This window comes from Spirochaeta isovalerica, from assembly GCF_014207565.1.
GTDB lineage: Bacteria > Spirochaetota > Spirochaetia > DSM-2461 > DSM-2461 > Spirochaeta_F > Spirochaeta_F isovalerica.
The window spans coordinates 1,031,918-1,046,679 of record NZ_JACHGJ010000002.1; the positions used below are offsets into that span (position 1 = coordinate 1,031,918).

Genomic DNA, 14,762 nt, shown 5'->3' on the forward strand with positions numbered 1-14,762 from the left:
ATCGACACGGGAGGTTTTATCCTGCAGGAAAAAGTCTCTTCGCGGCAGTCAGTCTGACAGGCCAGCCCAGAAATTCCTCATATAATTCAGTTGAAAGGATAGATTCCCCCTTCATTTCTGCTGTAAGCGGATCCATGTAAATGTTGCGCCACTTCAAATGGGATATGGTCCTGTCCATATCATATATTTCAATTTCCAGGCAGTCCCGTTTCGCATTGTTGATCAAGGGAATGGCGGAAAGGGAAGCCAGTACAGCCGCTTCTTTCAGTTTCTCCGAGTCAGCTGTCAGAGAAAGTGACCGGAACCGTATGCCCAGTAGTTTCTGAATAAGGGAGAAAGCCTGATTTTCAATATCTTCTATCATTTCCGGTCGGGGTAGAGGTGATATCCATGCAATGAAAAATGGTATTAGCTGCCATTGACGGAGCTTCCCCTCATCCAGGATTCCTTCGAGAAAGAAGGGGATCTGTCTTTCGGTGACGGCTTGGATCAGATTTAAATAATCCGGAGTATCGCTGTTGATTATTACAGCCCGGGCTCCGTATTTTACAGCCCTAAACAACTCATCCTGTGACGATATCCGCATGAAAAAATCCAGCCCCTTCCCGTTCAGTTGGAGGAGCTCTTCATCTTCGAAAACGGAACAGACGGCAAAATGGGCTCCTGAGGCAAAAGACTTTCCTATAGCTGCAGGTGAAGAGGAACAGTCGGAGCCGATAAAGAGATTTTCGCTTTCATTGGCTGCTTTCACCATGTCCTTCTCTTCACTGCTTTTATAAGGAATGAGTACCAGGGGAAGGTGGGCTTTTTTCAATAAGCGGGATAGGGGGATTATGCTATTACTTTCTACATTTTCAAGAGAAATGATCAGTCCGAATTCTCTGATCTTTTTGAGCAGTCTGTTCATGCTGTAAATATATCTTTTTCCCTGTATAATAACAATTATGGACAAGCGAAGACGTGCAATAGATGCTTACCGGACGGAATCCGTAAAAGGGGAGGCTGAAAAAAAACAAGCAACCCCTACCGGAGAGAGGACCGGATTCCTTAAATTGACGAAAGAAAAACCCGATTACAGCAAAATAGCCAGATTTCTCCTCCTTCTGGGGAAAGATGAAGCTGTTAAGGTTCTCAGACATCTATCTCCGGAAGAGGTGGAAACCATTTCCGCAGAGATCAGCCGGACCGGCAGAGTCGATAAAGTGGAAGCGGAAGGGTTACTTAAAGAATTCGGCTTCGACAGGGAAAAGGACGCCGTTCGTGTTCGCGGCGGTGCCGACGCCGCATCGGAAATTCTCACCAAAGCCTTCGGCAGGGAAGAAGCTGAAAAATATCTGAGAAAAGCCGTTCCGGAAATAGTGGAAGGTCCCTTCTCTTTTCTCAATGATCTGAATTTCGATCAGCTGATCCTTCTGCTTAAAGACGAGTCCCCCCAGGTTGTCGCCCTGGTACTGCGCTATCTCGATCCGGCCTTGTCTTCCCGGGTTATCAGTCACCTGGACCGCCGTATCGGTGCGGCTGTTATTAAGAGAATTGCAAAAGGGGGATCGATCTCCATGGAAGTCATAACCGGCATGGAGGATTCTCTGAAAGAGAAAATCCGCACTCAGGGGGAAGTGGACAGTACGGAAATCGACGGCACTTCGGCGCTGGCCGGCATACTGAAATATATGAATATCGAAGAGGAGCAGAAAATACTCGGAACTCTGGCGGAAGAGAACGAGGAAATCAGTCGCAAGATTAAAGAAAAGCTATTCACAATCGACACTGTGCTCCATATGGACAGGAATGATCTTCAGAAAATTCTAATCGAATTCAAAGACAGGGATATCGCCATGATGCTTCGGGCTGTGGACAGCGAAGTCCGGGAAAAAATCCGCCAGTCCCTTTCGACGGGACAGCAGGTTCTTATCGATGAAGAAAACGATCTTCTCGGAAAAGTGAAAAAGAGCGATGCCGAAGCTAAAGTCAGAGAGTTTCTCGAACTTCTGAGAAAACGGGAAGAAGAGGGCGCTTTTATCATTCTTCGCGAGGAAGATGATTATTTGTAGTTATGTACTTCTCAATTGAATAATTAGGGCTTTCGTTGTATGATCTGGTCTATGAAAGCTAATGAATTGAGAAAAAAATATATTGACTTTTTCGTCTCCCGCGGACACAAGGAGATTTCCGGCAAATCTCTCATTCCCGAAAATGATCCCACGGTTCTTTTTACGACGGCAGGGATGCATCCCCTGGTTCCCTACATCATGGGCGAACCCCATCCCGCCGGGACCAGACTGACCGATGTTCAGAAATGTATCCGGACACAGGATATCGAGTCTGTTGGAGACCCGACCCACGCTACATTTTTCGAGATGCTGGGAAACTGGTCTCTCGGCGATTATTTCAAAGAGGAAGCTCTGAAAATGAGCTACGAATTTATCACTTCCCCCGAATACCTCGGGCTCGATGTGAATAAGCTGTCCGTGACGGTTTTCGCCGGCGACGACGACGCTCCGGCAGACAATGAGGCTTTTGAAATCTGGAAAGGTCTCGGAATACCGGAAGAGAGAATCTACCGTCTACCCAAAGAGGATAACTGGTGGGGTCCCGCCGGCACGACAGGTCCCTGCGGTCCCGACAGCGAGATGTTCATCGATACGGGAAAAGAAGCCTGCGGTGCAGACTGCCGTCCCGGCTGCTCATGCGGCAAGTATTTCGAAATCTGGAATGATGTATTCATGCAGTACAACAAGAAAGAGGACGGGACCTATGAACTGATGGACCGCAAATGCGTCGATACGGGAATGGGTGTCGAACGGACAATTACCATGCTCCAAGGCAAAAACTCTGTATACGATACGGAACTTTTTACTCCTATCCTCGATAAAATCGGTGAAATGGCCGGTGTTAAATACAAAGATGATGAATCTCTGGATAATTCGTTCAGAATCATCGCCGATCATGCCAAGGCATCGACGATGATAATGGGAGACCCCCAGGGCGTGAAGCCTTCCAATCTCGGGCAGGGGTATATTCTCAGAAGATTGATCCGCCGCGCCGTGCGCCACGGGAAAAAATTGAACATCGAGGGTCAGTTCCTCGGAAAACTGGCTGAGGTCATTATTGAGATGTACCGCGAGGTATATCCAGAACTCGCAGGCAACCGCGATCTGATCATCAGCGAGTTTGCCATCGAGGAAGCCCAGTTCAACAGTACTTTGAAAAAAGGGGAGCATGAGTTCGAGAAGCTTCTTCCCAATCTGCTCAGAAACCCGAAAAAAGTCGTGCCGGGCAGAACGGCATTTAAATTATATGATACTTACGGCTTTCCCTTTGAACTCACCGAAGAACTGGCGGCGGAACATGACATGACTGTTGACCGCGAAGGTTTTGACGAAGCCTATAAGAAACATCAGGAAATATCCAAAAAGGGAGCCGAGCAGGCATTCAAAGGCGGACTGGCCGATAATTCTGTTATGTCCACCCGCTATCATACGGCGACTCACCTCCTTCATGAAGCTCTCAAAACCGTACTTGGCGATCATGTAGCCCAGAAGGGGAGCAATATCAATGCCGACCGTCTCAGATTCGATTTCTCTCATCACGATAAGATGACAGATGAAGAGATTAAAAAAGTAGAAGACATGGTCAATGAAGTGATTCAGGCGAAAATGCCTGTTTCCATGAAAACAATGACAGTCGAGGAAGCGAAAGCTCTTGGAGCCAGAGCTCTTTTCTCCGGAAAATACGATGAGCAGGTGAAAGTCTACTTTATCGGGGATTTCTCAACGGAAGTCTGCGGAGGACCCCATGTGGAGAATACTGCCGAGCTTGGTAAATTCGTAATTAAAAAAGAACAGTCCAGCTCCCGCGGCGTCCGCAGGATCAAGGCGGTCCTGGAATAAACTCCTGTTCAATGGAAATAAAAAAAACCGCTACAGTCTGAAAGTAGCGGTTTTTTTATATTGCGGGATTATCTACCCTTCAGTTCATTATACATATCCTGTATTACCTGATTTTTATTGCCTGTTTTAAGAAAATCGGAAAGCACCTGCACGGCATCTTTCTCTTTTCCCCATTTGCGGTAAACATCGGCTAATTCAAGGTAGAAGCGGGGGTTTTTGGGGTCTTTATCTATAATATTGCGTATGGTCGTCGCTGATTCTTCGTAATTGCCTTTATCTCTATTTATAAGACTTAAACCGAGAACAGCATAGATATCGTATTCGATATCGAGAGCATTCGTGTAATATTCCTGAGCTTTTTCCTGTTCGCCCATATTGCGGTATGCGTCTCCGGCTCTTGTGAGAATTACTTTATTCCTTGGATCAAGCCCGAGAATGCGGTTCCAGTACTTAACAGACTCATCGGGAATGTGAAGTCCTCTGTAGCAGTCGGCAAGACCGAAAAGAGCATAAAAGTTATTGGGCTGCATTTTCAGAGCCTGTTCAAAATAGGGGATACCCTCGTCAAAGGTTTTCATTTTCCGGTGGCAGTTCCCCAGGGAAGTCAGAACTCTTATATCCACTCTCGATTTGTTGAGCTCGAGCATTTTTTCCCAGTAATAGAGAGCTTTTTCATAATCTCTGAAATCGTAATTGAGATGTCCCAGACCAATCAGGCAGTAGGAATTGTTGGATTCCATTTTCAGGACGCGCTGATAAATCTCATTGGATTTTTCGTAATTTCGAACTTTCCGGTAGGCATCGGCTATACGAGTGAGAACAGTGATATTTTTATCGTCGTGAATAAGGTACTCTTCCCAGATATCGATTGCCCGATTGTATTGATGCAGAGCTTTATAACAATCGGCCAGTCCGAAAAGCGCATAATTGTTACCTCTGTGATTGGAAAGACAGCTCTGATAATATTTGATGGCATCCTGAAAATGACGGGATTTCCTCAATGTGTCGCCCATGCCGACAAGAGCGTAATTATTGGAAGGGTCCATGCTTAAAATCTCGGAAAAACAGGCTTCGGCTCTTTCCAGAAGACCTTCTTTGAGAAGCTGATATCCTTTCTTCGAAAGTTCGCTGATCTCGTTAAGCTGTTCCTGTGTCAGCTCTCCGTCACTGCGGTCCGCATCAGCCTTATTGCCGAACAAATCATCCATCATTTTAAAATCCTTTTTTTATATATACTTCTTAAAATATTTTATCTAATTTTCTTCAATCCAGTTTCTGACCACATTCGTCATCTGTTCAATCATATTCTCCACTCTGCGGGGAGCGGGGGCCAGCTTGAACATTTTAAATGCCTCAAAAGGCTCATTATGGGAATAGTAGTACTCGCCAATCCGTATTATTCCATCTGTGTAACCGATGGTCAGAAAAATCCGCTTAGCCTGTTCGATATCGCCTTTGTTGAAGAACTCATTCCCCCGTCTCATCAATACGACTTTCTGATGATCCGTCAGACTGTGATTTCTCACATCGGTGATTTTAAGAAATCCCTCTTCAGGAATTTCTTCAGGTATTTTGTAATTTTTCATAATTAAATATCCGAGTCAGAAACTCTTACAAGTATAATATGGCGGATTTTATATATTATCAATATATAAAATTTGACTCAAATCACTCCTTTAGTAGACATACTTTCCGTACCGGAGGCACCTGTTTTACGAAATGCGTACTCCAATGCTATTCCCATTGCCTTAAAAAGTGATTCAGATATGTGATGACTGTTTTCTCCGTAGTGGGAAAGAAGGTGAAGATTGATTTTCGCTTCGGAAACAAAAGCCTGAAAAAATTCCTTAAAAAGATAATTTGCGAAATTCCCCGACATTTCCTGAGGATAACTCACATTATAAACCAGATAGGGGCGGTTGCAGACATCTATTACCACTTCGCTCAAAGCATCATCCATGGGAATCTTAGCCTGTCCATAGCGGTTAATTGCCCCTTTGTCCCTGAAGCTTTTCAGAAAAGCCTGCCCCAGAACGAGGCCCGTATCCTCCACTAGATGATGGGGGTCAACGTCCACATCTCCATCGGCTTTTAACTCAAGAAAAAACTTCCCGTGAAAAGCCATGGCATAAAGCATATGATCGAAAAAAGGCAAACCCGTTGAAATGGCGGGCTTGTTTCTGCTTTCCAGATCGAGCTTCAGGAATATTTTCGTTTCAGCGGTTTCCCGCTTTATCTCTACAGGCATTTTCAATCCTCTCTCAGTATATCCGCCAGCTCGTTTATCGCTTCGTAGTGGAATTTATAATACGCTCTGTTGGCTATCATATTTACTTTTATATCGGTCAGGGTTCGTATTACCTCAAGGTTGTTGGCTTTAAGCGTGCTGCCTGTCTCAACAAGGTCAACGATATAAGGTGCCAGACCGAGAACAGGGGCCAGCTCAACGCTCCCGTTCAGTTTGATGATTTTCACAGGAATCCCCTGTTTGTGAAAATAGTCCCGCGTATAATCGGTAAATGATGTGGCTATTGTCAGATGCCCTTCTTTTATTTCCTTATGATCTTTGTGCGCGGCCATGCAGAGTTTCGTTCCTCCGAAGGAAAAGGGCAGAACATTATAAAAGCTGTATCCCGTTTCGTAGACCACATCCTCCCCGCATATTCCCAGACCGGCAATCCCGTGGGCCACATAAGCCGGAAGGTCGGAGTTTTTCACAAGAAAGATTTTAAGAAGCCCCCGGCTGTCATAGGCAACGAGCTTCCGTTTTTCGAAATTGAATTCAATACCCTTGCTGTGAAAGTGATCTTTCACCTGTTCGAATAATCTGCCCTTGGGAAGGGCTATAGTTAATGGTTTATCCATCATATCTCCTTTAAAGCACAAATGACCGGCCGTCTTTCCTCAAGGTACGGCCCCTTTTGTAAGCGGTTGAGAAATCTTCGCTTTTCTCCCGCTGCGACGCTTCCGGGGGAGCGTAGAGAGATGATTCTCTAATCAGAGGTTCGACTTTCCTCTGCATTATGGAAAAGCCGACGGATGAGGCGTTATAGCCGAACTGATCGAAAAGGCTGTCGTATCGTCCTCCCGAAGCGGCGGCTTTGCTCAGGTTCTCGACGTAAGCGCTGAAAACGATTCCCGTATAGTAATCCTGACCGCCTATTTCAGAAATATCGATCCTGAAGCTGTCGGTCCCTTCCAGCTCTCCCGCCTGATCGGCAATTTCTATGAGGTAGTTTATTTCCCTGAGAGTTTCCGAACTGATTCCCGATTTGTTTTCATAAATAAACGCCTTGAATTGAAGGGCCGTCCCGATAAACATGAGCAGCTTTACGATAAAATCACTATCTTCCGGTGTGCGTCCAGTTTCGATAAACAGTTGTCTGATTTTATCGCGGCTGCGGGTATCGATACCCGATTTGAGCCTTTTGAGCTGCTTTTTTGAAAATCCGGAGCATAAGCTGTTCAACAGCGAGCGGGAACCTATGTGGATCTTCACTTCCCGGAGTCCGATTTCCCGGAAAAGGGAGAGCAGCAGAAGAATGATTTCCAGATCGCCCTCCCGTCCCGGTTTTCCTATAAGCTCGCATCCACTCTGAAAGAACTCATTACTGGAAATATCTTCATGAGATTCGTAACGGAGTATCGTGTCGGCATAGAATACTCTGACCGGGAGATCCTGTTCATCGAGAGCCAGGCTCATCTGCTTGGCCAGAAACAGGGTGACATCGGAGCGGAGCATAAGCAGTTCGCCTTCTCTGTCTATCAGCCGGTAGGTCTGTTCAGCCCTGTTTTTATCAATTAAATGACTGTAGGTGTCAAAAAAATCGAAAACCGGTGTTTCCACCGGCAGATAACCCCAGGCTGTGAAGATATTTTCAATATGTTTCGTTATCTTCCTGTGCCTGAAAGCTTCCTCCAGGTACATACCTTCTGTACCCTGCGGAATCTGAAGGTGTCCGTTTTTAATCTCTGTCATAAATACAATCCTGTAAAAATTTAATATCAGTCAGTTAGGCGTTAAATTATGATACTATTTCTAGAAACATGGAATATTTTCATCGGCCTTTTTAGAAAAAAATCCGATTGAGTGTTATAATTTCATACAGGAAATCAAAAAAGGAAGTGACATATGCACAAGGATATCGATCCCGAATTATATCTGCAGCCGGAAGAACAAAACGATGACATTGTCTTTGAGCCTCTCCCGGAGATCGATCCTGTACCGCCTCTTTCCGACAGACTGAAAACCTGGATCGAGTCTGTCGACCGCTGATCATCATCTGCCTTCCGCGTAATTAATCAATCCTCTTGTAATGAACTCGGCGTCCTGTTCACGGAGTTTGTCATACCGAATGGCCCAGGAGTTTCCCGGATAATATAGATTCCGGATTTCGATGAGAACTTCCGCATAGGCGGGATTGTCCCTTAATACCGCGAGATTCTGTCTGCCCGTCGAACTGGATGCCCCCAGGTAGGGGATTAGGCTTTCCGCCAGCTCTTGAGATTTATCCAGATTGGCTTCATTTTCGGAACTGTACAGCACAATGGTTCCCTGTCCCAGATCGGGGCTGTTGTCTGCGTGTATGCTGATATAGAGCGTCTTGTTTCTATCGGCTCCCCGGAAAGCATTTTCGGCGATTTCCACTCTTTTTCTCAAACCTTCCGAACTGCCCACAGGCCATGACGAATCGTCATTCTTCCTGTTCAGAGACGCCATATTATAAACTTCGTTCTTCATGTTTACAAAAGTATCGCTGGGATTTTCCGACGAGCGGATCTGATGGTTAGGACTGATGATTGTCAGCGTAACATCGGCTCCATAAAGCTTCAGAAGTCTGTAGGTTCTCAATGAAATATCATAAGCGTATTCATCTTCCACGACATAGACGGTCTCGCCGTTTCCATTGACAGAGGCGACGATCGCACCGGGATCAAGCCCTCCGTGTCCCGGATCGATAACGATTGTATAACCCGATAATTGATTGCCCAATCCCGGTTCGCTTTCTATGGATCTGTCCAGAGCTTCCAGGATGTCTCTCGCCTGCCTGTAATTAAGAACCGGATCGTCGAGACGGGATTCCGAATAATTCCGCGTCGGCTGACTGGATTTTTCTTCACGGTAATGGCTGTATTCCTCAAGCGGCTCTGCTGGAGTTTTCTCTCTGTAACTCGCCATGAGAACAGAAGGAGCGGACGCTCCGAATTCAAAATTCTCGACTGTCCGGGAATAGAGTTTCAATTCCTGTCCGGGGTATATTGATGAGCCATTGATATTGTTCCACTTTGAAATGTCCTCGATGGCAAGGTCATATGCGGCGGCAATATCCCACAGGTTATCGCCTTTTTCCACAAGATGGACCTGAGGACGGAGCGGCGCAACAAGAAGAGACTGGCCTACGCGGAGAGAATCGTTTTCCAGGTTGTTGATCTGTCTGAGCTGTTCCTGCGATATGTCGAAAAGTAGGGATATACGCGACAGGGTATCGCCGCTCTGTACGGAATAACGGTCGCCACCCGCAGCTTTTCCCGGGATACTCAATACCTGTCCGATCCGGACATTCTGATCAGATAGATGATTGAGCTGCTCAATCTGTTTCTGCTCCACTCCGAGTTTCAAGGCTATTTCCGAAAGAGTATCGCCGTTTTTTACTCTATAGGTATGGATTTCCGCTTTATTCTCTGATCTTGATACTTCAACAGTGCTGTCGGGAAGGGGGATCACAAGCTCTTCCCCTTTTTTTATGATTTCCGATTCCAGCCCGTTAGCTCTGCGGATGTCATCAACCGATGTGTTGTAAAGGAGCGAGAGCCCGAAGAGAGTGTCTCTTTCATCGACTTTATGAATTATCTGATCAGCAAAGAGCAAAGCCGCCCCCTCAAGAAGAGTCAGCAGAACTGTCAGTTGGATGAATCGATTACAGGTAATAAGGCAGCTCCTTCGGATAATCTAATTCCATTATCGAAAGAGCGGAAAAATAGTTTAGACCGAATACTATTCCCGGGTATAGAAAATGAGCATGGAGCGGCCGTACTTTCGCAGATCGTACTGGCGCAGGGAGCCGATCCGCTCGTCGAAGCTCTCCTCGTCGGGATAGTGCATCATCAGAGTTCCGCCCGGCTTTACTATTCCGTGTTTATCAGCAAGCTGAAGGAACTTTTCCTTGCCCTTCATGGGAAAAGGGGGATCGAAATGGACGATATCGAAATCCCTGCCGCAGCTTCTGATATAGACTTCGCCTGGCATGAGATTGAGCTTGATTTGTGAATCCACCCAGGAGATATTTTCGAGAATCGTTTTCTTTTTGATTTTGTCTTTTTCCACCAGCTCGACGGGAGAAGCTCCGCGCGATGCCGCTTCGATCCCTATCATACCGGAACCGGAAAAGACATCGAGAAAAGAGAGTCCTTCCAGGTCGCCGAGGATGGAAAACATGGATTCGCGCATGCGGTCCATGGCCGGGCGGATGACCCCCTTCGGGCATTTGACTGTTCTTCCTCTGTATAATCCGCCTGTGACTCTCAATGATTACTCCTGACATCTGTTTTGTTTATTACACATTGTACCGGGAAGAGGGGAGTTGATAAAGATGTTATGGGGAAATCAACGACAGCTTGCGGTCGCTCCGGCAATTCATGGCCTGACCCGGCGAGACTGAACAGCTTAGTCAAAAAAATGCAAAAGAGGATCATCCTCTTCCTCATCCTCCGGTAATGGCTTGGTCGATATCATGATCACATCACCTTCAATCTTCAGTCCATATTTTTTTAGTTTGGAAGCATTCTGATTCAGACATTCTCCCGTTAACAGATCAAATTGCCATCCATGGCGGGGACAGGTCGCTACATTGCCAGAAATATGGCCTCTTGTAATATCTGCCCCCTGATGCTTACAACCGACTTCAATGGCATAAAATTCTGAATTGAGGTCTTTAATGATTCCAATTTTTTTTCCCAGGATGGTAACGCTTTTAATTCTGCTGTTCTTAAAGTCATTAATATTAGCTGCTTTTATATAATCCAATTTTGTATATCCTACCTTGCATTTTAAATAGTCTATTAGATATGAGGATTCTGAATCGAGCCCATTGAAGAGCTATTTTAAAAAACCCGAATATCTGGAATGATCATTGAATGATCCGGCAATATATAAAGTCTAGCACGAAGTTCCGGGTTTGGCGAAGACCGAGAGAAGCGGGCATATCTTGTCTTATATAAGAAGGTTCTGACTTTCTCCAGTTAATCTCCCAAAATACAAGGATATGTTTTGGGGCAGTGCAGATAGGAACTATTTTATTGGAATACAGATGTTACATCTGTTTTTCCCATCTGGATCGTTTGCTGGATTATCTATTAAAAACTCTTTCTGATTAATGCCAAATTCTTCCTTAATCCTGCTTTTTTGTAATTTCCTGAAATCATTTGGTCTTTTATTATATTTTGCTTTTGACAGAATCCCTTCCCCTGAATCACACTTTTTTTATGGCAAAACAGACTTAGCAGGTCCCGATGATTCTCTGACCGTCAGCTCGACCGGCAGAACCGTCCCCGCTTTGTTCTTCATTTCTTTCCCTTCAATAAGATTTACGGTTTTTTCTGCAATATATCGCCCCATAACACCGCTGTCCTGCCGGACGCTGGTCAATCGGGGAACGTAATAAGCCGTCAGGGGAATATCATCATAGCCTACGATGGAAAGATCTCCGGGAACAGGGACGCCCAAGTCGGCGGCAGCCCGCAAGCCCCCCATAGCCATTGCATCGGAATAATAAAAAATTCCTGTCGGGGGATGGGGACCCTTCAAAAGCGCAACAGTCTGTTTATAAGCGCTCTCCATGCTGTAATTCCCGTTCTGCCACTGTATGGATCGGGGATCGATACCGCCGTCGGAAGCGGCTTTCTCCGCACCGGTCCGCCGGTTGACCACACTGTGAGTGGGATAGGAGAATCCGTAGACCACTGCCAGATCTTTATGCCCCAGAGAGACCAGGTGCTCGATAGCTTTATACCCTCCCGCGTAATCATCGGACATTATGGGAAAGGTATTCTGTCCCGGCAGGTCCCGTTGAAAGAGGATGATGGGAATCTGTACCTTGCTGAAAAAGTCGGCCAGGACATCATCGCGGTTGATGGGATTGATGATGATGGCATCCACATCTCTGGCGATCAGTTTCTCCAGGTAGGAGATCTCCTTTTCCGCAAAAAAGTCGAAGCAATCGTCTCCGCAGTGGTCTTCCTCCATAAAGCTGTAGGAGAAATAAAGGGAGTAACCGGCGGCCTCCAGTTCGTTCTGAGCACTTCGCATCACCTCGCCGAAGAACATATCGTAGATATTGGCATCGATGACCCCTATCGTCTTCGTCTTCCCCTCCCGGAGGCAGCGGGCCGTCATATTGGGGACATATCCGATCTCTTTTATCACCTCTTCTATCTTGCGGACAGTCTCCTCTTTGACCGGCCTGGTTTTGTTAATGGCGTGGCTCACTGTGGTATAGGAGACGCCCGCCAGCCTGGCCACATCTTTGATGCTTGGCATATCAGGCCGTCTCCTCAAGCTGTACCGCCTTCGGTGTAAGATCAGGACCCCGTCGGAATCTGAAGTAGTTGATGACGCCCCGGATGGTCTCGTCGGAGAGAATGGTCAGGAAGACTCCGGGCAATCCGAGATCGAAGACAAAGACCGCCAGAGATCCCATTGAGAGTATGTATACAGTACCCAGGATCTGAGTTTTGAGCATCCACTTCGTATCGCCGAATCCTCTGATGGCGGAACCCATGATCAGATTGACCGAACGGGGGAAGAAGTTCACCGCCGCCACTAAAAGAAGAATTACCGAAGACTCGATAATGGCGGTATCGGAGGTAAAGATTCCCAGAATGAAGCGGGGAAACAGGAAGAACAAAACAAGAAACAAAGCGGCTATTCCCCAGGAATTCAGCTGTCCGATCAACCCCACTCTTTTGGCTCCCTCCACATCGCCGGCTCCGGTATTGCGGCCCGCCAGCGCCGTAACTCCCTGGGCGATGGAAATGATGATCAGAGCTGGAATGATATCTACAGTGAATATGATTGTATATATACCTGTAGCCAGCGGACTGATGGCGTTGAGGATACGTATAAGTCCCAGATTCCCCAGGTTCCAGAGGAGCTCCTCACCAGCGGTGGGAATCCCCTTGGCAGAAACCTCTTTGTAGAGTCTGAAAGGACTGCTGAGTATTTTTTTGATCGAGATGCGGAAAGGCAGTTTACGGCTTCCCAGGATGAGGATGAAAAGCAGTACAGTCCCCGTCAGTTCGGCTATGGAGGTAGCCAGAGCCGCCCCCTCTATACCCATTTCGGGAAATCCGAAACGGCCGAAAATCAGAATCCAGTCCAGAAGTATATTGAGGCCTGAACGGAGAGCTCCTGAAATGAGAATGGGCCTGGTGTACCCGGCCGACTGGAGAATGCTGGCTCCGGCAGAGTTTATCCCCATTATAAGGAAGATAGGGATGAGATAACGTACATAACGCAGGGCATAGGAGAGAATATCCCCTTCGACGCCCATGAGCATAAAGATGCCTCGGGCGGCAAAAAGCCAGAAGAAAAAAAGCAGAAGGGCGACCGCGCTATTGTATTTCAAGATGGCATGGGCGATAAGGGAGGCTCTCGGCTTATCATCGGCTCCCAAGGCCTGACTCATGAGAATCGTTCCCCCCGTTGAGAGAGCAAAGAGAATGGAAATAGTGGTCCAGAGAGGAGCCGAGACATTCCCAAGCGCACTCATATATCCCACATCGATCTGCCCGAGAAAAGCCCGGTCTATGATCATCTGCACCTGGGAGATGAGCATATTGAGAAGCAGAGGAAAGGCGATGGCCCAGAGTTTCTTATTTATTCCCTTCATATTGATCTCCTGTAAATCAAGCCAAACGTTTGCCGCAAACGTTTGGCTTATAAAATAATTCATCCATACTTCATGGTCAAGAGAATTTTCAGGACTCTGTATCACTGCTTTAATCTTGATTCTTTTGATATTATTGAAACTGTATTTTTTACTTTTGGGTCGGGAAACGAAGTTTCAGACCAGACAACAAAGTCTTGGCATAGCTGCTATTAAGATTTCTTATTGTTATAGGAAGTAATCGTCATTTGTTAATGAAAATGTAAATAACGGACCAATCATTAAGTCACTCTTCACTCTTGTTCCAACAGTACTCATAACTTTTTTGTCTATTTTTGTATGTAAATGAATCATAGAAATTATGAGTAATTTCATTTAATGAAGAGATATAAGCCTTTGTAAAACCTTTTTCCTTTAGCTTTTGCAGACATTTAATCATGGCAATTCGGGCAAGACCTTTTTGCCTATAATCAGAATGAGTACAAACTGTTTCAATTTCAGCTATTTCATTTAATGAATCTGCCCATCCTGTGCAGGTAGAAACAGCTTTACCGGTTTTTGAATAAACAGTAATATCAAGATCGGCATGATAGTTGGGAGAAGTCCTAAGTTTTTCATACAGTTTTTCAGAATAAAAATCTTTACCAAATGCGTTCTTTATAAGTTCGACATGCTTTGTCGGGTTAAGATTCATGTCGGCACTCTCAATATAATAATCTTCAGGTATTTCTGCAATTAACCTGAAATTCTCCAAGTCATAATATCGAGTAAGGGCATAGGATTCGGTTTTAACAATTCCATATTGACCATAAATTTCATGTTCTTTAATTTTAAATGCAGAAAGTTCTGTCCAAAGTTCTTTTTTGTCTTTTGCCCAGAAATCAAATAGAAATGTTGAGATACCGGTGAAGATTGCCACCCATTCCGGATGAAAGTTGCCGCCTCATAGGCTTCATGCAACCTGTTAATTTTTCTTACCTCAAGTGGC

General features: G+C 45.8%; 15 protein-coding genes. 3 read left to right on the top strand and 12 right to left on the bottom strand.

The annotated features are described in order from the left end of the window. Positions 1-16: 16 nt before the first annotated feature. A complete protein-coding gene (locus HNR50_RS09450; RefSeq protein WP_184746212.1) occupies positions 17-907 on the bottom strand; it encodes a hypothetical protein in 891 nt (296 codons plus the stop codon). 37 nt (positions 908-944) lie between these two features. Here HNR50_RS09450 and HNR50_RS09455 point away from each other — a divergent pair, with 37 nt between their 5' ends. Both HNR50_RS09455 and HNR50_RS09460 read left to right on the top strand, forming a co-directional pair. After that, complete coding sequence (locus tag HNR50_RS09455; protein ID WP_184746214.1) at positions 945-2,051, top strand: flagellar motor switch protein FliG; 1,107 nt, start codon at positions 945-947, stop codon at positions 2,049-2,051. Positions 2,052-2,102: 51 nt separating this feature from the next. Next, entirely contained in the window at positions 2,103-3,890 is a 1,788-nt protein-coding gene (locus tag HNR50_RS09460; RefSeq protein ID WP_184746216.1) for an alanine--tRNA ligase, read from the top strand. A 68-nt stretch (positions 3,891-3,958) separates the two neighbouring features. Here the strand turns inward: HNR50_RS09460 and HNR50_RS09465 are convergent, their stop codons facing one another. The 5 genes from HNR50_RS09465 to HNR50_RS09485 all read right to left on the bottom strand — a co-directional run bounded on the left by HNR50_RS09465 (position 3,959) and on the right by HNR50_RS09485 (position 7,869). Then, complete coding sequence (locus tag HNR50_RS09465) at positions 3,959-5,101, bottom strand: tetratricopeptide repeat protein (RefSeq protein ID WP_184746218.1); 1,143 nt, start codon at positions 5,099-5,101, stop codon at positions 3,959-3,961. A 42-nt stretch (positions 5,102-5,143) separates the two neighbouring features. Beyond that, positions 5,144-5,476, bottom strand: coding sequence for a hypothetical protein (locus HNR50_RS09470; RefSeq protein ID WP_184746220.1), 333 nt, complete (start codon positions 5,474-5,476; stop codon positions 5,144-5,146). Between the two features lie 77 nt (positions 5,477-5,553). Next, positions 5,554-6,138, bottom strand: coding sequence for an imidazoleglycerol-phosphate dehydratase HisB (gene hisB, locus HNR50_RS09475; RefSeq protein ID WP_246433918.1), 585 nt, complete (start codon positions 6,136-6,138; stop codon positions 5,554-5,556). Between the two features lie 2 nt (positions 6,139-6,140). Further along, a complete protein-coding gene (gene hisG, locus HNR50_RS09480) occupies positions 6,141-6,755 on the bottom strand; it encodes an ATP phosphoribosyltransferase (RefSeq protein WP_184746224.1) in 615 nt (204 codons plus the stop codon). Between the two features lie 10 nt (positions 6,756-6,765). Further along, positions 6,766-7,869, bottom strand: coding sequence for an ATP phosphoribosyltransferase regulatory subunit (locus HNR50_RS09485; protein WP_184746226.1), 1,104 nt, complete (start codon positions 7,867-7,869; stop codon positions 6,766-6,768). Positions 7,870-8,022: 153 nt separating this feature from the next. Between HNR50_RS09485 and HNR50_RS09490 the strand changes: the two genes are divergently transcribed. After that, entirely contained in the window at positions 8,023-8,166 is a 144-nt protein-coding gene (locus HNR50_RS09490) for a hypothetical protein (RefSeq protein WP_184746228.1), read from the top strand. Between the two features lie 3 nt (positions 8,167-8,169). Here HNR50_RS09490 and HNR50_RS09495 read toward each other — a convergent pair whose 3' ends face one another. The 6 genes from HNR50_RS09495 to HNR50_RS22725 form a co-directional block, all read right to left on the bottom strand. Next, positions 8,170-9,759 carry a LysM peptidoglycan-binding domain-containing protein gene (locus HNR50_RS09495; RefSeq protein ID WP_184746230.1) on the bottom strand — a complete coding sequence of 530 codons (1,590 nt, stop codon included), beginning with the start codon at positions 9,757-9,759 and terminating at the stop codon, positions 8,170-8,172. Positions 9,760-9,885: 126 nt separating this feature from the next. Continuing rightward, complete coding sequence (gene rsmD, locus HNR50_RS09500; RefSeq protein WP_184746232.1) at positions 9,886-10,416, bottom strand: 16S rRNA (guanine(966)-N(2))-methyltransferase RsmD; 531 nt, start codon at positions 10,414-10,416, stop codon at positions 9,886-9,888. A gap of 138 nt (positions 10,417-10,554) precedes the next feature. Then, positions 10,555-10,914 carry a Rieske (2Fe-2S) protein gene (locus tag HNR50_RS09505; RefSeq protein ID WP_184746241.1) on the bottom strand — a complete coding sequence of 120 codons (360 nt, stop codon included), beginning with the start codon at positions 10,912-10,914 and terminating at the stop codon, positions 10,555-10,557. A 456-nt stretch (positions 10,915-11,370) separates the two neighbouring features. Further along, positions 11,371-12,426, bottom strand: a complete 1,056-nt coding sequence (locus HNR50_RS09510; protein WP_184746243.1) for a LacI family DNA-binding transcriptional regulator — start codon at positions 12,424-12,426, stop codon at positions 11,371-11,373. A 1-nt stretch (position 12,427) separates the two neighbouring features. Then, complete coding sequence (locus tag HNR50_RS09515; protein ID WP_184746245.1) at positions 12,428-13,777, bottom strand: MATE family efflux transporter; 1,350 nt, start codon at positions 13,775-13,777, stop codon at positions 12,428-12,430. Positions 13,778-14,060: 283 nt separating this feature from the next. Then, the gene (locus HNR50_RS22725) at positions 14,061-14,693 is read right to left on the bottom strand and encodes a GNAT family N-acetyltransferase (RefSeq protein ID WP_184746247.1); all 633 of its coding nucleotides are present in this window, start codon (positions 14,691-14,693) and stop codon (positions 14,061-14,063) included. Positions 14,694-14,762: the final 69 nt, after the last annotated feature.